The following is an 18996-nucleotide window of genomic DNA, read 5'->3' as shown; positions in this document are numbered from 1 at the left end:
AAACAAATGTAAAACCAAGCAGAACAACTAACACAAAGAAAATGAAAAAAATTGACGACGAATTCGAGGATTTATCGGGTTTTAAAATTTTGTCTTTCGAAGAGGTAAGCAAAGGGTTTAAGGGAAATAGAAATCCTTTGCAAGGACTTTCAGGAATACAGAATTCAGAAAAAACAGAAACCAAAGATGATGAATACATTAACCTAACCAAATTACTGGAAGATATAAAATATAGCTATAGCGGAGGAAAAGGAGGGGAAATGCAATATGTATTCAAAGAATATTTTCAGGATATAGCTCAAACCTATATCATGGATGGAGAAAAACACATTGGAGTTTCCGCCAAGATTTATCTCAAAAACGGGATGGTAAAAGTTTCTCAAAGCCTGGGATTAGATAAACCCCGCATGGAAATATTTTTTGATGAAAATAACAGGCTTACTTATACCCTTACATTGCGTTACGAAGACACTATGCAGGATGCCGTAGAGCTGAGAACACATTCTTTTGTGGAATTCAAAAATCTTTTACTCTATCTGGGCTATGGAAATGTGGAAACAGATTATGATGCCTCATCATTTTTCATCAGGGAATTTACCCATTTTTTAGAAGGCTCTGGCCGAGCAGATGATTTATACAAAGTATATGGAGATATGCCACCCAGTTTTATTATAAAAATACATCTCCCTACCAATGTAGTGGTAAATCATCTGAAAATATTAGCAAAAGAGGATGATACAGGATGGTTTAGCTGGACAAAAGACACTACTTCACTTTTAATAAAAGTAATGGGGATGTTTAGAAAATTTCAGGAAGCAGTGGATTATTTTTGGGAAAATCCCAATTTGCTTACCGAAATTTATGATAATCTGGATGGACATTCAGAAGTATTGGGGCAGCTTAAATCCAACCGTATTCTTTTTACTTCTGTACTGAATGTATTTGCCCAAAGAGATGTCAATTCTAAAAGCAAAATAACTAAAAATGCACTTTTAAATGGTAACGGTTATTTTATAGAAAGTAATATTCTGGAATTGAACGACACCCTGAATACCATCAATGGAATTGAGAGTTTGGATTGGGATTTCGATTATAAAGACGCCGTCTTTCTGCGACAGAAAAGAAAAGTGAAGCGGAATGTAAAAATGGTCCCGAAAGAAGGAGATCCGCTGGCTGAAGAAATCATAACTCAGAATATAGATCCTGGTTATTTTTATCATCCTATGAATTTGGTTCATTTTACAGATAAAGCGCTGGAAAAAGCGAATCTGGTAACAGCTTTATTTATAAAAGCCATTGCAGACGAGGAAGAATGGGCAGAAGTCATGCAGAACATCCGCATTGGTGGAGACATTTTGGCCATTCTAGCAGGATTTATGAGCATGGGACTTACAGGTAACCTCTCTGTATTGGCTATTGCAGACATAGGTTTGGCAAGTATAGATTTAGCATTAATGAATGAGGATATAAAAAAATGGATAGCCGATCTACCTGGCGGAAAATGGTTTGTAGAAAACTGGGATACCATTTATGCTTTGGTAGGAGCAGGAATTTTAAGTATGGTGATGATTGAGGGAATTTTAACACATGGGCCCGTTCTTTTGGACAAAATAAAAAGCCTCAAGAATTTAAAAGAAAATCATTTTATTTTTACACAACAGCTGGAAAAACTGGTGATAGAATTAGATGCTTATCAACTGAGGAATCCCAGTAATGTAATAGAAGAAGTGGTTTTAGTGGGTGATAAAAATGGATTACTAAGAAAATTAGTAAAGTTTTTTTCTTCTTCAGATGCAAATTTTGAGTATATAATAAAAAATCTTACTCAGAAAAAAATTACTGTAAGAAAAGCAGGAGATAATCTCTATGAGGTTTATTATAAATGGCATATAGTAAAACAGGTACAGAAGCAGAAGCAGGAGCTTTTCTGAGTAGAGTATATTATGCTTCACCAGCAAAAGCAGCAGAATTTATACAACGTGTGCTTATAGAACCACTTACAGATTTTGAGAAAGCAGGTCTGCTTAAAAGTATATATCATTACTACAAAGGTTTGAAGTATAGGATATTAATATATAAAGACCAAATTATTTGGAAGGTGGCCGATGAAAGATTTATTGGGAGAATTCTGCAAGAGTATGGGGTGGAGAACTAGAATTTGATTTTAATACTTACGGAGTAAAAGGATTGGGACAAAAATTTACCGATGAAGCATTTAACCATTTTGGGGGGAAAATAAAAACGATAAAAGTGGAATGGAAGCAATTGTCTGATTATCCGGGAGGAGAATCTTTAGGATACAAGCAGTTTTATGAAGTGTTTGAAGAAACGTATGATTTTGAAAAAGCTGTTAAAAATACAAGATTTTATAAAACAATGCAAAAAAGAGGCTTTCAAAAAATTGATGGGTATGAGACAAAAGAATCAGTAATAGTAATTTTAAAACAATCAAAACAATGAAAATTTATATAATATTTGACACCAATGAAAAAAGAAATTTTAGTGCAACTTTAGATTTTATAAAAGAACCTTTTTTAAATCTAAATATTTCTTCTGATTTAAAAAATAATATTCTCCAAAGAATAGATGCGGAACAAGACTTTGGAATAACAGTTTCTGAGCTCCATGAAATTCTTCCAACTTTAGATACAAGAATAGAAGAATTACTAAAACACCCAGATTTTGATCCATTCAAAGAGGAAAAAAGAAAAAGATTTCCACAGCAATATGGAAGTGAACCGTTTGAATATAAAGGGATAACTTATTATCTTTATTCTAAACTAAATCCAATTGATAGTTTAATTAACCGTATAATAGGCTTCAAAAAGTTAATTGAAGAGCATACTGCTGTTAATAAGCCGTTAAAATATGTTTATAAAGAATAACAATATACGCCGTTTTGTAATCGAAACGGCTTTTTTATTTTAAGAAAGAATTTACCGATGAAGTGACTTAATAAAATTTGTATAGTTGGTTTTAATATCTTTAAGAGGACCTTTTCGGATAGCCCTGAAGAAGTATCATAATCAGAATTTAATATCTATATAGAAGCTTGAGAAAAGAAAAAGATTTGACTAAAATTATGACGAAAATATTATGCACACAAAAGAACAAGCAAGAGCAAAAATGCAACGTTTTGTAGATTATCAAAACAATTTAATAGTCTGGAATGGTAGAGGAGAGCCAGATGTAGTTATATACGATCATCTTACAGAAGATCATCCTTTTGGGTGGGTATTTTATTGGCAGGTAAAAAATATTAAAGAAGATTTTTCTAATTTTTTAGCAGGCAATGGTCCAATAATTATTGAGAGAGACACATTAAATGTATATAAAATGATGACTGCTATTTCTACTGAAGAGAATATTGAATTATATAAAAAAGATAAAAATAAATTATTACAATTAGAGGAAGACCAAGACGGTTTTTTTGATCCAGTAAACACATAAACACCTGTTTAGTGAATGAAAAATCGGGAAAGATAGTAAAGTAGGAGCTTTTCTAAAAAACATTTTGAGGAAGAGCATCAATCAATTTACTAAAGAAGTTATAAAAAATATTTTTGATATTTATTTCTTAAAAAGGATTCCTTCATAAACAATTTATTGGATTTAATGTATTTGAAAAACACATGATAATACATATAAAATATTTGAATAAAATTTAAACAGGCTCTAAGATCATTCAAAAAAACAGTATTTTAGCATCACGTAAAATTTCTAAAATGGATAAAATACCTAGTGTAGACCTGCGTGATTTCCTTTCGGGTGACCCGGAACGCAAACAGAAATTTGTAAATGAAATCGGAAAAGCTTATGAAGAAATTGGTTTTGTGGCCTTAAAAGGACATTTCCTTGACGATAAGCTTGTGAGTGAATTGTATGGAGAGGTGAAAAACTTTTTTGAACTTCCAACAGAAACCAAGCAGAAGTATGAAATTCCAGGAATCGGTGGCCAGAGAGGTTACGTAGGATTCGGTAAAGAAACTGCAAAAGGTTTTAAAAAGGGAGATTTAAAAGAGTTCTGGCATTTCGGACAGTACGTGTCTGATGATTCAAAATACAAATCCGAATATCCTGATAATGTGATCGTTGAAGAACTCCCGAAATTCAACAAAGTAGGTAAAGAAGCCTATCAGATGCTTGAGAAAACAGGCCAGTATGTATTAAGAGCTTTAGCTCTGTATCTTGGCTTAGATGAGTTTTATTTTGACAACAAGATCGCTGAAGGAAACTCTATTTTAAGACCTATTCACTATCCGCCAATTACCCAGGAGCCGGATGATGCGGTAAGAGCTGCGGCGCATGGAGACATTAATCTGATCACTCTGTTGATGGGTTCTCAGGGAAAAGGCCTTCAGGTACAAAACCACAACGGAGAATGGATTGATGCCATTGCAGAACCGGACGAATTAATGATTAATGTCGGAGATATGTTATCAAGACATACCAACAACAAGCTGAAATCTACCATTCACAGAGTGGTTAACCCACCAAGAGAATTATGGGGAACTTCAAGATACTCTATTCCATTCTTTATGCATCCGGTGAGTGAAATGTCACTCAACGCTCTTGAAAACTGTATTGATGAAAACAATCCGAAGCTGTATGAAGATACTACCGCAGGAGAATTTTTACATGAAAGACTGATAGAATTAGGACTTATCAAAAAGTAACAATAAAAAAGTCAATAATTGATCTGAAAGTTGTGGTTATCAATAGGTAGCCACAACTTTCAGATCAATTATTGACTTTAATTTTTAATACAGATATTTTTTTTCTCCTTAAAAATTTAACAGCAAAGCCTACCATATCTTGTTTTAGTTAAAATATTTTAATTAACTTTACGTTACTATCAAATTTTTAATTAAAACAATATGAAAAATCTAAAAAAACTAAACAAAGGCCAGTTAAAAAGCATCTCCGGAGCAGGAGGAGTTAAACTTCCGGAACCTCAATTCTGCATGTATTACTGCAACGGCACCGTAGTTTGCGCCACCTGTAGTGATGATTTCACATGCCCGGATACCAGTATGTAAGATTGAAAATCAGACCGAATAAAAAACCGCTCCAAAAGGAACGGTTTTTATCTTATTAAAAATCCAGAATCACTACTATCATTTAATTACCAATAATATGAAAAATTTAAAAAGATTGAATAAAAGCAAACTGAAAACTATTTCAGGAGGAATAAGTTATCCTTTTCCCGGAGACTGTGTTTATGTATGCAGTGATGGAATTACTTACCGTGCCTTGTGCCGCAATGAATTTATTTGCCCCGATGGTGAAGAGCCTGTTATTCATTAGAAACAATCTGATCTATATGTGAAAGCCATCCTTCTGGGGTGGTTTTCTTTTACCTATCAAAATACAAATCCGTAAAATCTTAAATTAATCAAACAGCCGCAACTGCTGATCTTTCGTTCCTGTAAAATTTGCCGTGGAAAGCTTAGGAAATTCCTTTCCTTCAAAATACTTCTTCCTTCCAATTTTAAATGTATTATGAATCATTTCAGCGATATTACCCTCTCCTCTCTGTCGTTCAAAATATCTTTTATCTCCGAGTTTTCCGCCCCGCATGGAACGGATAAGATTTAGAACCTTCTGTGCCCTGTCCGGAAAATGCATCTCGATCCAATTGACAAAAACAGGCTCCACCGTGTCATTCAGTCTTACCAGCGTGTAGCCGAAGCTTAAAGCTCCTGCCTCTGATATCGCTTTCAGAATAGTTAAAGGCTCATCACTGTTCAATCCCGGAATGATCGGAGCTACCATGACATGTACGGGAATTTTATGTTCTGTGAGAATTTCTACAGCCTTTAATTTATTCGGGGCTGAGCTTGTACGCGGTTCCATTTTCCGCCTGAGATCTTCATTAATAGTGGGAATACTTAGAGACACAGATACCAGATTCTGCTCTGCCATAGGCTTTAAAATATCAAGATCCCTGAGAACAAGCGCATTTTTTGTCAGAATATTGACAGGGTGTCTATACTCCAGGCAGACCTGAAGCAGCTTTCTGGTGATCTCAAACTGCCTTTCTGCAGGCTGATAGCAGTCCGTATTTCCAGAGAGAAGAATGGATGCAGGTTTATAGCCTCTTTTCTGAAAAAATTTCTCCAATAGTTCAGGAGCATTTTTCTTCACCATGATCTTTCTTTCAAAATCAATTCCGGCACTGTAGCCCCAATATTCGTGGGTGGGTCTTGCAAAACAGTAAGAGCATCCGTGTTCGCATCCCTGATACGGATTCATGGAATATTCCATCGGAAGATCTTCGCTTTTTACCTGATTCACAATGGTTTTCGGAAAAACTTCCGTAAAAGAGGTTTTTACAGTTTCGAAATCTTCATCTTCAGGCTCATACGTATACCTTTCGAAACGATTAATAACGTTCCGTTGCGCTCCCTGTCCTTTTATGAAATTTCCGTTCTGCATGGTGATGTAAAATTAGATTGGATTTTTTATAAAATAATGAGTTTTAACACTAAGTTATCCACAAAAAATCCGACCCCTTTACAGGAGCCGGATTTCAACATGATTAAATATATTCTTTTACTACTTCAGTGCATAAAATTCCACTCCATGATATTCATCTTCCTGATTTTTCCCATCAAAATGTCTGTGATAGTCCGAATAGGTATCACTGTATTTTTTATCTTTTTTAGTCAATATCTTTTTTAGTCCAATAAAACCTAATACTGCCAAAAGACCAACTCCTCCTGCCAGTAAAACGCCAACTTCTTTTTTCATATTTTGTCTGATTTATTAACGTAGCTATTGCAAAAAGTATACCTATTTTCTTTTTCCAAATTATAAATTTTGTTAACATTGGGCATTATTTCGGCGAAAGATGTAATTGTATTTTTTGTTAAATTAGCAAATCAATGGTTTAATTATTGCAGTACTTTAAAAAAATAATATTATGGATAATTCAGAAAATATGGACAGGATGACCACTCTAAGCCAGGTTATGAATACTCTTTCAGCGAGGGGGATACATAGAGAATTCAGAATGAATGAGAGCTGCGAGATGAAGTTTGAAAATTCAGAAAAAGTATACCAGCCTTCCGAACTTACGATTCTAAAAACATACCGTTTTGAGGGAGACAGCAATCCGGATGACAGTGCGGTATTATATGTAGTAAAAGACAACGCAGGAAACCGGGGAATGATCATAGATTCTTACGGCGCGGACAGTAACTATCCCGGGGAAAAATTTGATGAGTTTCTGAGAGATATTCCCATTCAGGAAAGTGAAGAATTTAATTTTTAATATTCTACATAAGAGAATCAATTTCAAATCTTAATCACGATTTTAAATTTTCAATATATCCCGGAGCTATTCAGTTCCGGGCTTTTCTTTTTTCCTGAAGACATTCTTCAGAAAACCTTTCTTTTCCTTTTTCTCTTCCTGTGGCTTCGGCTCTTCCTTCTTGGCTTTTATATCCTGTTTCAGTTCTTTTACCGTCTGTTTTACTTCTTTTACGGAAGAAACAGCGTCTTTTACGGTTTTCTCTGTTTTATCAATGTTCTTGCCTATCAGCGTTTTCTTCAGCCCCTGTTCAATTCCTTTCCAGAAAAGATTGAAAAACGATTTTGTGGGATCCCGTTCAACGTTCTCTACCGCAACAGTTTCAGGAAACCTTCCTGAATCTGACCGGATAAAAAGGTTGGCAACAGCCGTCAGAACCCCTTTTTTCTCATGATTATCCTTATTTAAAACTGCGATTTTGAGCTCTTTATGTCTCAGGTTGAATGTTCCGTTCAATCCCGCAGGATTTCCTTTAAAATTAAATAACATTTCCTGTATCGTTCCCGAAGTAGCCGTCACGTGAAGGTAAGGTCTGATAAACGGATTGATCCCATTTGCGGGCAGATTGGATGTTTTCCCGGAAATTGAGAACCTGTCATTTGGGTCTGCCACATCAAAATTCCAGTTCACAGAGAGTGGTGACAGATTCATGAACGAGCAATCGATCTTGATATCAACTCTTGTGGGTTTCCCTTTTGCTTTAGCAGAATTCAGATTTTTAACGCTCATATTAAAGCTGCTGAATGTCAGCTTTCCAGGTCCCGCGCTTTCCGGAGTATCTTCCTCGTACACCAGGACCGAATTCTTCAGGTCAAGATGATTAACCGTCATTGGAATTTTTATAGACCGGAGCAGCCTGGAATATAATGGCTTTACTTTAGGATCGTCTTTTGGAATTTTACTTCTGAAAATATTGGCATCTGCGGCAAGAACGGTTACATTGGTAGCATTAATGGATTTGTTATCAGAAAAAAGGTCCCAGCTTCCGTCTGCCGTGATCTGAGAAACCTTAATGTCATACAAATCCCTCTCAACGGGTATCATTTTGATAAATTGGGCTCTTGAAACGAGAGGCTTCATCGCAAAATTATTAACCTGGATCTTATTTTTATTGAGCTTTAAAAGTCCGGCGCTCAAATGATAGAATTGTGTTTTATAGGCAAAATTCCGGGTCGTGAGAAAATAATCTTTAATCTTGAAAGAAAGTCCCTGGTTATTTGCTTTTGGTGCTATTTCAATGGCATTGAAGGTTGCATTCAGATCATGAAACGCCAACGGCTGCATTCCTTTATCATAAACAATATCAGAATTTTTAAGAGTCATTTTCCGCACTATTACTGACTGAATGATTCCCGGGCCAGAACTCTTCTTCACTTTGTTTTCAGGGGCTTTAACCGTTCCGCTGACATTCTCAATAAGGACATCCTTGATATCCAGGTTAAGTTTTTTATTTATAAATTCAAATTTGTTGATGTTAAATGCAATATGGCTGGTTTTCAGATCCATCGATCCTTTTCCTGCCACAGGAGCTCCGGGAGATGCTGTAAAATTCCTGATCTCGCCGCTTTTAGGATTCAATGCAATGCTTTCGACCATAAAATTCTGGTGATTTGAGTACTGTATATCCTTTCCTGAAAAATGAAAATCTTTATATCCTACAGGAATTATCTCTTCTGCGGTCACTTTGTCAAATTTAAGCTGATTGACATTTAGATTCAGTGTTTTTGCCGAAAGTAGCCTGCTTCCGTCAGGTTTATTGATGTTTACAGTTGCATTACTCAGTTTTATATTTTGTAAATTAACTTCGAAATTCAGCTTCTTCTGTGTCTTTTTATATTTTACACCGGTATTATACACCGTAAGAACAGGATTTTGAAAATCGGCATTTGCCAGAGAGATGTTATTTTTCTCTAACACAATATCTTTAAAATCCATTTTAGGAATGGAAAAATCAAACAATTTCGGTTTTTGCGGATAAAATCTTTTAAACTGACTGAAAGACAGAAGGGGAATGAGCCTGAAGTTTCCAACTGACATCTGCCCATCCGCAGTATTGATTCTACTGATGGTGATTGCATACACATCGTCCGGGCGGAAGAAAAAGTTCTTTCCTTTAATATCATATTTGTCAAAAACTACCGGAAGTTTATCCTCTACAGTATCTTCAGTCATCTGAAGGTTTTCCACAAAAAGATCAAGCTCCTGAACAGATAAGAATTTCTGCTTGGTATGCTTGAAAATATTGATAGTTCCCTTATGGATCCTGATGTTTTCAAACAGAACAGGGTTCCGTTTCTTTCCTGTTTTATGGTCAACAGGTTTAGCAAGGCTTATATTTAAATTAGGATTGGCCAGCAGAAGGTCTGATGAGCTGATTCTTTTATTAAAAATAGCATCATAAATTCCGAAACGGCTGATTTTTAATGTGTCAATCGTTCCCTGAAGACCAATTACGTTGATATTCTGAGGATCTTTACTGTTCACCGTGATTCCCGCCGCAAAAATATTTCCCGAGCCAAGATCTACATCCAGCGTCTTATAGGAAACTTTATAGTCTGTATTCTTCTTTATGTATTCAGGAAGCTGGGTTTTAAGCCATATATTCAGTCCGAAATTCGCGGCAAGAAGAATGAGCAGCAGAACTCCCAGACTTATCAATAACTTTTTAACCCATTTTTTCATATAAGTGATTTGGTTTTCGTTATTTTTAAAGATAGGGTTAATTTTTCACTTCCAACTCAATAACATAACCTTCGTGTCCTCTTACATTTATAAAATCACCTCCGGCGAAGCTAAGATATTGTCCTTTGATTCCTGTCAGCTTCCCTGTAAACTCAGGTTTTTTATCCAGTGTGAAAGACATTACTTTTGCAGGTTTCTCAAAAGGATAATCGAATTTCCATATATTTTCTCCTTCACTGTAGAACTTCTGAAAATCTTCAGGAAAATACTGCCTGATCTTTTGCTGGAAATCAGCCAGGTCCACTTCCCCTTCAAAATCATCCTGAAGCATTTTCTTCCAGTTTGTTTTGTCCGGAAGATGTTGTTTTAAGGCAACCTCTATCATTCCGGCTTCGTAACGGTTCTCTGTTCTGGCAATCGGAAGCGCGAAAGTAGCCCCCTGATCGATCCATCTTGTGGGGATCTGGCTATTTCTAGTTACCCCTACTTTTACATCACCGGTGTAGGCAAGATACACCGTGTGGGGTTGCAGCTGGATTTGTTTTTCCACTTCCAGGTCACGTTCAGCAACTCCTAAATGTGCCGTAGAAAGTTCAGGACGAATAATGGTATCACTCGCATAAGGGCTTTCAAAGAAACAGTTCTTGCAGAATCCCATCCTGTAAACAGGTTTGTTTTCTCCGCAGTTGACACATTGAAATCCGGTGTGTTTTATCCTCAGTTCTTTTCCGAACAGCTCATTCATATGGATAAGATCTCCTGAAAGATTCAGATAATATTGGATCGGCTGTGCATCGAAGCTTGTCATTTTTAAAATTTGCCCTTGAAACTGCATAATTGTTCTGTTTATAAGTAAATATATTAAAATTAAATTTATTTGATTTTATTCTGAGATTTCATCCTGTCTACTTCTTCTTTCAGTGCTGTTATTTGACTCTGAAGTTTTTGCATTTCCGGATTTTCAGTATTTCTCACCCCTGGTGAATACTGCCATATCAGGTGAATGTCTTTTACCAGATCATTATGGGCATCCAGCTTTTTTTTACTAATCGTGACACTGTCATTCAAAAGTGTTATTCTTAAAAAATCCTGATCGTTTTCTTTAAATGCCTCATAACTGATAATAGCCAGCTCCGAATGATTTTCTTTAATGTCTTTAATATAATTTTCCGCACGTTCCTTTAACCTTTCTTTTTCCCATTTCTTTTTTGTAAGAAGAATACTCGGAAATAAAATAACAATTGAAAGCAAACTGATTAATCCAGAAATTGTACGGTTGTTAGATTTATCCTTTATCCTATAATATCTCTGGTACCCTAAAAATATACTCAGTATCCAGGTTCCTACTCCTATAAAAAAGCAATTGATAAGATAAAAATAAAAGCCTCCCCAAAAATATTCCCAATTTCCATTTGCAATTCCGAAACCTGCTGTACAAAGAGGAGGAATACATGCCGTGGAAACTGCAACACCCGCAATTACTTTTACAGCTTCTTTTCTTACAATTCCCAAGAACCAGGCCAGGCCGCCCAATAGGGCCAGAAAACAATCGAAAATAGTAGCGGTCTTAAAACTTTCCAATTGCGAAGTCTCTGAATGAAAAGGGGAAACAAGAAAATACAGGGCAGAGGAACAAATCGCAACAACAATCATCAAAACCCAATTGATAATTCCCAGTTTTATAAGCCTCCTGTTCCCTGTAGAAAGACCAAAGGCCATTCCTACAATGGGGCCCATTAACGGAGAAATAAGCATCGCACCAATAACAGCCGCTGAACTGTTGATATTCAGACCTACACATGCAATCCCCATAGAAATTACCAAAAGCCATAAATTGTGTCCCCGAAAATAAATTCCTTCTTCTATTTCCTGGAATGTAAATTCTTCATCTTCTTCCTTGGGTAATACAAATAGTTTTCGGAAATTGATCATTGATTATATTTTCTAACAAAAGTATGAAAACAGCATTCAAGTATTATTAATAAATTTGCCCATTAAAAATCCACAAATGATTTATCTTGTAACTGGCGGAAGCGGCTTTATAGGTTCACACTTAATAGAACGATTATTAAGAAATGGACATTCTGTCATAAACGTTGACAATTTTGATGATTTCTATAATTATCAGGTAAAAATTAAAAATACTTTAGAGTCGATTGACAAAATTCCGGATTTTGAATTTTCGGACAAAGAGACCGATATTAGACATTTAACGGCCATTTCCAAGTCAGACAGGTATCAGATGTATTATCAGGATATCCGTGATAAGAAGGGACTTGAAGCTATTTTTAAAAGTCACAAAATAGATCTTGTCATTCATCTTGCAGCCCTTGCAGGAGTGCGTCCTTCCATTGAAAGACCTTTGGAATATGAAGAAGTGAATGTCCGCGGAACCATGAATCTTTGGGAACTTTGTAAAGAATTCAACATTACAAAATTTGTATGTGCATCTTCATCAAGTGTTTACGGCAACAATGAAAAAACTCCATTTACAGAAACAGACAACGTAGATCACCCGATCTCACCGTATGCTGCGACTAAAAAGAGCAGTGAAATTTTAGGCCATGTTTACCACACGCTGTATCACATAGACATGATCCAGCTAAGATTTTTCACCGTATACGGCCCCAGACAGAGACCCGATCTTGCCATCCATAAATTTACAAAACTGATCTCCGAAGGCCTTGAAATCCCATTTTATGGAGATGGAAATACAGCAAGAGACTATACTTATATTGATGATATCATCGATGGAATCACGAAATCAATCCTTTATTTAGAAGCCCGTCAGGGAGTTTATGAAATTATTAACCTCGGGGAAAGTGAAGTGATTACCTTATCCGAAATGCTGAGCACCATAGAAACAACTCTTGGAATTTCTGCCATAAAGAAAAATCTGCCAATGCAGCCGGGTGATGTCCTGAAAACCAATGCAGATATCACAAAAGCAAAGACATTAATTGGCTACAAACCAGCCACGGACTTCCAAAATGGCATAAAAAAATTTGTGGAATGGTTTTTGAGAAAATGACATCATGTAAGTTGTTGGCACTGCTGTAATACGGTCTATGACGGACAATGAACAAAAATTAATCAAAAAGAATTGAAAATCAAGTATAAAAAAGCGTATAATATAAGCTAATTTTATACTTTTGCAAAAAATCAGAAAATTATGTACTGGACATTAGAATTAGCCTCATACCTAAGTGACGCACCTTGGCCAATGACAAAAGCAGAACTTATTGACTATGCAATCAGAACTGGTGCACCAATGGAAGTAGTTGAAAACCTTCAGGCAATTGAAGACGAAGGAGAAATCTATGAATCTATCGAAGAGGTTTGGAGTGATTATCCTACCGACGAGGATTTCCTTTGGAACGAAGACGAATATTAATTAAAGCAATAAGCTTTAAGCAGTAGCTTAGAGCTTATTTGCCCTTTTTTTATATATAATTCACACGATAAGCGTATCAATACAACGCTTAAAGCATATTACTTTAAGCATAAAGCAAAAAATTTATGAGTTTTTTAAACAAAGTTCTTAAAGGGTTTTTGGGAGACAAAAAAGCGCAGGACCTAAAAGAAGTAAAAAAAGTTGTAACAAAAATCAAAGCTGTTGAACCAACTATTCAGCAATTGTCTGATGATGGTTTGAGAGAGAAAACTGCTGAGTTTAAAGAAAATATCAAATCTGCAACCAGCAAAATCACAGCTCAAATAGAACAAGTACAGGAGCAGATCAAGAATTCAACAAACGTTGATGAAAAAGAAGCTCTTTTCACAAAGATTGAGACTCTTAAAAAAGAATCATATGAGATCGAGGAGAAAGTTCTTGGCCAGATCCTTCCTGAAGCTTTTGCACTGGTAAAAGAAACAGCAAGAAGATGGGCTCAGAACGGACAAATCCGTACTACCGCAACTGATTGGGACAGACAATTGGCGGCTGCAGGGAAAGATTTCGTAGAAATTCAGGGAGATACTGCAATCTGGAAAAGCTCATGGGACGCAGCCGGAACTCCTGTAGTTTGGGACATGGTCCATTATGATGTTCAGTTTATCGGAGGGGTTATTCTTCACAGCGGGAAAATCACCGAAATGGCAACAGGGGAAGGTAAAACCCTGGTAGGAACATTACCTATTTACCTGAATTCACTTACAGAAAGAGGGGTTCATGTAGTAACGGTGAATGACTATCTTGCCAAAAGAGACTCCGCATGGATGGGTCCTCTTTATCAGTTCCACGGAATGTCTATCGACTGTATAGATAACCACCAGCCGAACTCAGACGGAAGAAGAAAAGCATACAATTCAGATATTACTTACGGAACGAATAATGAATTCGGTTTCGATTATCTGAGAGACAACATGGTGACTTCGCCTTCAGAATTGGTACAGAGAGAATTAAACTTTGCTATCGTCGACGAGGTTGACTCTGTTTTAGTAGATGACGCAAGAACACCGCTAATTATTTCAGGTCCGGTTCCTCAGGGAGACAGACAGGAATTTGATGTTCTTAAGCCTTCTATCGACAGAATTGTTGATGTTCAGAAGAAAACAGTTTCTGCCATTTTTAATGAAGCGAAAAAACTAATCGCTGCAGGAAAAACAAAAGAAGGAGGATTCAAATTGCTTCAGGCGTACAGAGGTCTTCCTAAAAACAGACAATTAATCAAATTCTTATCGGAAAGCGGAAACCGTGCATTGCTTCAAAAAACTGAAGCTCAATACATGCAGGACAACAACCGTGATATGCCGATCGTAGATAAAGATCTTTATTTCGTTATTGAAGAAAAGAACAATCAGGTTGACTTGACAGACAAAGGTGTTGAATACATGTCTCAGGGAAATTCCGATAACAACTTCTTCGTTCTTCCGGACATCGGAACTGAAATCGCTGAAGTTGAAGCTAAAAATTTATCTAAAGAAGAAGAATTTGAAGCTAAAGAAAAATTGTTCTCTGATTTTGCAGAAAAATCTGAGCGTGTTCACACGATGAGCCAATTATTGAAAGCATACACATTATTTGAAAAAGATGATGAATATGTAGTCATTGACGGTGAAGTAAAAATCGTTGACGAGCAGACAGGCCGTATCATGGAAGGAAGACGTTATTCAGACGGTCTTCACCAGGCAATCGAAGCCAAAGAAAATGTAAAGATTGAAGCTGCTACGCAGACTTTTGCAACGGTAACGCTTCAGAACTATTTCCGTATGTACAACAAACTTGCGGGGATGACGGGTACTGCTGAAACAGAAGCAGGAGAACTTTGGGAGATCTACAAATTAGATGTTGTGGTGATTCCTACCAACCGTGCTATTTTAAGACATGACAGACAGGATTTAGTTTTCAAAACTAACCGGGAAAAATATAATGCTGTAATTGAAGAAATTGAAAAATTAACCGCAGCAAAAAGACCTGTACTTGTAGGTACTACTTCTGTTGAAATCTCTCAATTGCTTTCCAAAGCCCTTCAGTTAAGAAAAATTCCACACCAGGTATTGAACGCGAAGCTTCACAAAAAAGAAGCGGAGATTGTTGCCGGAGCCGGACAACCGGGAGTTGTAACGATTGCAACGAATATGGCAGGCCGTGGTACGGATATCAAGCTTACCAAAGAAGTAAAAGAAGCCGGTGGTTTAGCCATTATCGGTACGGAAAGACACGATTCAAGACGTGTAGACAGACAGCTTAGAGGTAGAGCGGGACGTCAGGGAGATCCTGGAAGTTCTCAGTTCTATGTATCTCTTGAAGATAATCTGATGCGTCTGTTCGGTTCTGAAAGAATTGCAAAAATGATGGACAGAATGGGTCATAAGGAAGGTGAAGTTATTCAGCACTCCATGATCAGCAAGTCTATTGAAAGAGCTCAGAAGAAAGTGGAGGAAAACAACTTCGGGATCAGAAAGAGACTTCTTGAATATGATGATGTCATGAACAAGCAGCGTGACGTGATCTACAAGAGAAGAAAGAATGCTCTGTTCGGGGATCACCTGAAATATGACATTACGAATATGATCTTCGATGTTTCCAATTCAATTGTTACAAAAGGAAAAGCTACCGGAAACTATAAAGATTTCGAATTTGATATCATTAAGTTCTTTACTATGGAATCTCCTGTTTCTGAAAATGATTTCAAGGGCAAGCAGATTCCGGAATTAACCGAAATTGTCTTTAAAGCAGCTCAGGAAGATTATAAAATGAAGCTGAACTTACTGAAAGAGAAATCGTTCCCTATCATTGAGAATGTGTACCAGAATCAGGGTTCAATGTTCAAAATGATCCAGGTTCCTTTCACGGACGGACACAAGACAATGACTATTGTTGCTGATCTTAAAGAAGCTTACGATACTCAGTGCGAAAGCCTGATCAATGATTTCGAAAAGAATATTACGTTATCGATCATCGATGAAAACTGGAAGCTTCACCTTCGTGAAATGGATGATTTAAGAAGATCTTCACAGGGAGCTGTTTATGAACAGAAAGATCCGTTGGTCATCTACAAACAGGAATCATTCCACCTATTCAGCGAAATGGTTGACAAAATGAACAAAGAAATTATTTCTTTCTTATACAAAGGAGAAATCCCGGCTTAAGAAATCAATAATAAATTTATAAAAACCCCGCTTCAGCGTTGCTGAAGCGGGGTTTGCTATTCTGTGCCTAACAATTTCATGACAAATATCAATTTTATTATTTATTTAGAACAATTAAAAACAATATATTTGCAGGAAATTTGACTTTCATGAAAAATGTACTGATCTGTGCCTCACTGCTAGGTTCTATACTGGTTTTATCTCAGGAAAAAGACACTATTAAATCTAATGATATTGAAGAAGTTGTTGTCAACGGAAAGTATTATAAAAAATATGTAGAGAAACAGGGATCCTCTTCTCTCCGTCTGGATGAAGACCTCATCAAAATCCCTCAGAATATTTCTATTATTACCAGCAGGGCTCTGGAAGACCAGCAGGTAACCACTTTAAGTGACGGTGTTCTGAGAAATGTAGCAGGAGCCCAGAGATTAGAGCACTGGGGCGACATGTATACAAGAGTAAACATGAGAGGATCAAGAGCCGCTGCCTTCATGAATGGGGTGAACGTAACTTCTAACTGGGGACCACTAAGTGAAGATATGAGCTTTGTAGACCACATTGAATTTATAAAAGGACCTTCAGGCTTCCTAATGTCAAACGGTGAACCGAGCGGGATTTATAATATTGTCACTAAAAAGCCTACCGGAAACTCACTTAACGGAAGCGCCAGAGTAACTCTCGGAAGTTTCAACATGTACAGAGGAGAAGCCGACATTGATACTAAAATTACTGACAAAGTAGCTTTCAGACTGAATTTAATGGCTCAGAACAAAAACAGCTTCAGAGATTATGAATTCAATGACAGGTATATCATTAATCCTTCATTAAGAGTAAAGCTTTCTGATAAAACGACTTTAACAGCAGAATATATCTACCAAAAGGCAAAAATGTCTGAAGTAGGTTCTGCGTATGTATTCAGCTTTGAAGGTTATAAAGCAAAACCTGTCGGATATACTTTAACTGATCCCGGTATTGACCCTACAAAAGTTGATAACAATACGGTAAACATCAATTTACAGCATCAATTCAATGAAAACTGGAAGCTGACCTCCCAGTTAACATATGTGAATGAATATACAATGGGAAGTGACCTTTGGCCAAGTATGTTCGATGGAAATTATATGATTCGCCGTTTAAATTATTGGGAAGCGGATAACACGATGAAATTCGGACAGGTTTTCCTGAATGGATCCGTAAAAACAGGTTCTGTTTCTCATAAAATCTTAGCAGGACTGGATCTGGGAAGCAAAAAATACATGGCCGACTGGTCACAGGGATATAATTTGGATAAATATAATGCCAACGGAGATTACAGAGACCCAACGTCTACAGATCCTGGAAATACAGTTGCTGATCATAGTTATTGGTATAATTTAAATACGAATAACTACGACACCAATACCAATGCAAATTTTGCTTATTCCGGGCCAAATAATACGGCTGCCTACAAGCCCTTCAACAAAAGCACTCCTCTTTCTGTAAGAGCAGGAACAGGAAGCACTATTGATCAAAATTATACCGGTTTATACCTGCAGGATGAATTAGGTTTCTTTAATGATGCTTTAAGGCTTACCTTGGCTGCGCGTTATACTAATGTAAAAGAGATCAATTACGGAACAAAATCTGAAGCCAACAGAATTACCCCGCGTATCGGACTGAGCTATTCAATTGATGAGAATATGTCAGCATATGCCTTGTATGATCAATCTTTTGTGCCACAGGCAGGTCTGTTCAGAGACGGAACCACAGCCACTCCGCTCACTGGTAACAATATTGAAGTAGGTTTAAAAAAAGACTGGTTTTCAGGAAAATGGAATACGACCCTATCATTATATAATATTAATAAAAATAATGAGATCACAGGAGATCCGGACCAGACCAACAATCCAAATGGAAAATATTCTATTCTTCTTGGAAAAACCAGGGTACAGGGTCTTGAATTTGATCTGAAAGGAGAAATTACCAGAGGATTTAATGCCATTTTTAACTACGCATTTACAGAAAATAAATTTACAGAAACTACAGCCAGAGCAACAAAAGGAGACAAGGTTCCCGGATATGCAAAACATACGGCAAACGGATGGTTGAATTACACGTTCACTGACGGATTGCTGGAAGGTTTCGGATTAAGCTTTGGAGGAACATATCTGGCAGGCAGAAGCAGCTGGGATTGGGGAGCGGCCAACTCATTACAAATGAACGACTATGTGAAATTTGATGCGGGCGCTTCCTGGGAAAACTCTAAATTCAGAGTGGGGCTGAACGTATTCAATGTATTCAACAGATACCTGTATTCAGGTTCACCTTATGCCAATTACTACTATTATCAGGCTGACGCACCAAGAAACTTCAGACTATCAATAGGATATAAATTTTAAATAATTAAAAGTTAGCCTCTCCGGAGG

At 36.7% G+C, this 18996-nt stretch carries 18 protein-coding genes; 13 read left to right on the top strand and 5 right to left on the bottom strand.

Annotation, left to right across the window (positions count from 1 at the left end; all coding sequences use genetic code 11):
- Window positions 1-41: 41 nt before the first annotated feature.
- From IX38_RS02305 to IX38_RS22845, 8 genes are all read left to right on the top strand, one after another.
- On the top strand, window positions 42-1931 hold the full coding sequence (locus IX38_RS02305) for a hypothetical protein (RefSeq protein WP_034701218.1): 1890 nt from the start codon (window positions 42-44) through the stop codon (window positions 1929-1931).
- A complete protein-coding gene (locus IX38_RS02300; protein WP_034701217.1) occupies window positions 1883-2155 on the top strand; it encodes a hypothetical protein in 273 nt (90 codons plus the stop codon). The genes IX38_RS02305 and IX38_RS02300 overlap by 49 nt, the downstream gene beginning before the upstream one ends.
- 32 nt (window positions 2156-2187) lie before the next feature.
- A complete protein-coding gene (locus IX38_RS02295; protein ID WP_034701216.1) occupies window positions 2188-2460 on the top strand; it encodes a hypothetical protein in 273 nt (90 codons plus the stop codon).
- Window positions 2457-2885, top strand: coding sequence for a hypothetical protein (locus IX38_RS02290; protein ID WP_034701215.1), 429 nt, complete (start codon window positions 2457-2459; stop codon window positions 2883-2885). The genes IX38_RS02295 and IX38_RS02290 overlap by 4 nt, the downstream gene beginning before the upstream one ends.
- Window positions 2886-3096: 211 nt before the next feature.
- Window positions 3097-3450: a hypothetical protein gene (locus IX38_RS02285; RefSeq protein ID WP_034701214.1), complete on the top strand. Its 354-nt coding sequence runs from the start codon at window positions 3097-3099 to the stop codon at window positions 3448-3450.
- Between the two features lie 275 nt (window positions 3451-3725).
- Entirely contained in the window at window positions 3726-4676 is a 951-nt protein-coding gene (locus IX38_RS02280; RefSeq protein WP_034701213.1) for an isopenicillin N synthase family dioxygenase, read from the top strand.
- A gap of 201 nt (window positions 4677-4877) precedes the next feature.
- On the top strand, window positions 4878-5039 hold the full coding sequence (locus IX38_RS22850) for a bacteriocin-like protein (RefSeq protein WP_165570692.1): 162 nt from the start codon (window positions 4878-4880) through the stop codon (window positions 5037-5039).
- Between the two features lie 97 nt (window positions 5040-5136).
- Window positions 5137-5307 carry a hypothetical protein gene (locus IX38_RS22845; RefSeq protein WP_165570691.1) on the top strand — a complete coding sequence of 57 codons (171 nt, stop codon included), beginning with the start codon at window positions 5137-5139 and terminating at the stop codon, window positions 5305-5307.
- Window positions 5308-5391: 84 nt separating this feature from the next.
- On the opposite strand, the gene IX38_RS02275 is transcribed toward IX38_RS22845, so the two are convergent.
- Complete coding sequence (locus IX38_RS02275) at window positions 5392-6438, bottom strand: PA0069 family radical SAM protein (RefSeq protein ID WP_034701212.1); 1047 nt, start codon at window positions 6436-6438, stop codon at window positions 5392-5394.
- A gap of 120 nt (window positions 6439-6558) precedes the next feature.
- Window positions 6559-6753 carry a hypothetical protein gene (locus IX38_RS02270; RefSeq protein ID WP_034701211.1) on the bottom strand — a complete coding sequence of 65 codons (195 nt, stop codon included), beginning with the start codon at window positions 6751-6753 and terminating at the stop codon, window positions 6559-6561.
- 172 nt (window positions 6754-6925) lie between these two features.
- Between IX38_RS02270 and IX38_RS02265 the strand changes: the two genes are divergently transcribed.
- Window positions 6926-7276 carry a hypothetical protein gene (locus IX38_RS02265; protein ID WP_034701210.1) on the top strand — a complete coding sequence of 117 codons (351 nt, stop codon included), beginning with the start codon at window positions 6926-6928 and terminating at the stop codon, window positions 7274-7276.
- A gap of 66 nt (window positions 7277-7342) precedes the next feature.
- Here the strand turns inward: IX38_RS02265 and IX38_RS02260 are convergent, their stop codons facing one another.
- The 3 genes from IX38_RS02260 to IX38_RS02250 are packed head-to-tail and all read right to left on the bottom strand — an operon-like array spanning window position 7343 to window position 11929.
- Window positions 7343-9997 carry a hypothetical protein gene (locus IX38_RS02260; RefSeq protein WP_034701209.1) on the bottom strand — a complete coding sequence of 885 codons (2655 nt, stop codon included), beginning with the start codon at window positions 9995-9997 and terminating at the stop codon, window positions 7343-7345.
- A 37-nt stretch (window positions 9998-10034) separates the two neighbouring features.
- Window positions 10035-10832, bottom strand: a complete 798-nt coding sequence (locus IX38_RS02255; protein WP_034701208.1) for a DUF2797 domain-containing protein — start codon at window positions 10830-10832, stop codon at window positions 10035-10037.
- Between the two features lie 38 nt (window positions 10833-10870).
- Window positions 10871-11929 (bottom strand): DUF389 domain-containing protein, encoded by a 1059-nt coding sequence (locus IX38_RS02250; protein ID WP_051884396.1) that lies wholly within the window; start codon window positions 11927-11929, stop codon window positions 10871-10873.
- Between the two features lie 76 nt (window positions 11930-12005).
- Between IX38_RS02250 and IX38_RS02245 the strand changes: the two genes are divergently transcribed.
- From IX38_RS02245 to IX38_RS02230, 4 genes are all read left to right on the top strand, one after another.
- Complete coding sequence (locus tag IX38_RS02245; RefSeq protein ID WP_034701207.1) at window positions 12006-13028, top strand: GDP-mannose 4,6-dehydratase; 1023 nt, start codon at window positions 12006-12008, stop codon at window positions 13026-13028.
- Between the two features lie 141 nt (window positions 13029-13169).
- Window positions 13170-13391, top strand: coding sequence for a DUF2795 domain-containing protein (locus tag IX38_RS02240; protein ID WP_002662059.1), 222 nt, complete (start codon window positions 13170-13172; stop codon window positions 13389-13391).
- A 125-nt stretch (window positions 13392-13516) separates the two neighbouring features.
- Window positions 13517-16591 carry a preprotein translocase subunit SecA gene (gene secA / locus IX38_RS02235; protein WP_034701206.1) on the top strand — a complete coding sequence of 1025 codons (3075 nt, stop codon included), beginning with the start codon at window positions 13517-13519 and terminating at the stop codon, window positions 16589-16591.
- Between the two features lie 149 nt (window positions 16592-16740).
- Entirely contained in the window at window positions 16741-18969 is a 2229-nt protein-coding gene (locus tag IX38_RS02230) for a TonB-dependent siderophore receptor (protein ID WP_051884395.1), read from the top strand.
- The last annotated feature ends 27 nt before the right edge of the window (window positions 18970-18996 follow it).

The sequence above is a fragment of the Chryseobacterium luteum genome, from assembly GCF_000737785.1.
Taxonomy (GTDB): domain Bacteria; phylum Bacteroidota; class Bacteroidia; order Flavobacteriales; family Weeksellaceae; genus Chryseobacterium; species Chryseobacterium luteum.
Note: the sequence above shows the minus strand (reverse complement) of the source record. Positions and strands in the feature narration are given on the sequence as shown.

Bases quoted from the DNA above. Each gene is read 5' to 3' on its own strand.
- IX38_RS22850 (WP_165570692.1), top strand. From the start codon at position 4,878: ATGAAAAATCTAAAAAAACTAAACAAAGGCCAGTTAAAAAGCATCTCC.
- IX38_RS22845 (WP_165570691.1), top strand. From the start codon at position 5,137: ATGAAAAATTTAAAAAGATTGAATAAAAGCAAACTGAAAACTATTTCA.
- IX38_RS02280 (WP_034701213.1), top strand. From the start codon at position 3,726: ATGGATAAAATACCTAGTGTAGACCTGCGTGATTTCCTTTCGGGTGAC.
- IX38_RS02250 (WP_051884396.1), bottom strand. From the start codon at position 11,929: ATGATCAATTTCCGAAAACTATTTGTATTACCCAAGGAAGAAGATGAA.
- IX38_RS02300 (WP_034701217.1), top strand. From the start codon at position 1,883: ATGGCATATAGTAAAACAGGTACAGAAGCAGAAGCAGGAGCTTTTCTG.
- IX38_RS02230 (WP_051884395.1), top strand. From the start codon at position 16,741: ATGAAAAATGTACTGATCTGTGCCTCACTGCTAGGTTCTATACTGGTT.
- IX38_RS02245 (WP_034701207.1), top strand. From the start codon at position 12,006: ATGATTTATCTTGTAACTGGCGGAAGCGGCTTTATAGGTTCACACTTA.
- IX38_RS02305 (WP_034701218.1), top strand. From the start codon at position 42: ATGAAAAAAATTGACGACGAATTCGAGGATTTATCGGGTTTTAAAATT.
- IX38_RS02275 (WP_034701212.1), bottom strand. From the start codon at position 6,438: ATGCAGAACGGAAATTTCATAAAAGGACAGGGAGCGCAACGGAACGTT.
- IX38_RS02290 (WP_034701215.1), top strand. From the start codon at position 2,457: ATGAAAATTTATATAATATTTGACACCAATGAAAAAAGAAATTTTAGT.
- IX38_RS02265 (WP_034701210.1), top strand. From the start codon at position 6,926: ATGGATAATTCAGAAAATATGGACAGGATGACCACTCTAAGCCAGGTT.
- IX38_RS02285 (WP_034701214.1), top strand. From the start codon at position 3,097: ATGCACACAAAAGAACAAGCAAGAGCAAAAATGCAACGTTTTGTAGAT.
- IX38_RS02240 (WP_002662059.1), top strand. From the start codon at position 13,170: ATGTACTGGACATTAGAATTAGCCTCATACCTAAGTGACGCACCTTGG.
- IX38_RS02270 (WP_034701211.1), bottom strand. From the start codon at position 6,753: ATGAAAAAAGAAGTTGGCGTTTTACTGGCAGGAGGAGTTGGTCTTTTG.
- IX38_RS02255 (WP_034701208.1), bottom strand. From the start codon at position 10,832: ATGCAGTTTCAAGGGCAAATTTTAAAAATGACAAGCTTCGATGCACAG.
- IX38_RS02260 (WP_034701209.1), bottom strand. From the start codon at position 9,997: ATGAAAAAATGGGTTAAAAAGTTATTGATAAGTCTGGGAGTTCTGCTG.
- secA (WP_034701206.1), top strand. From the start codon at position 13,517: ATGAGTTTTTTAAACAAAGTTCTTAAAGGGTTTTTGGGAGACAAAAAA.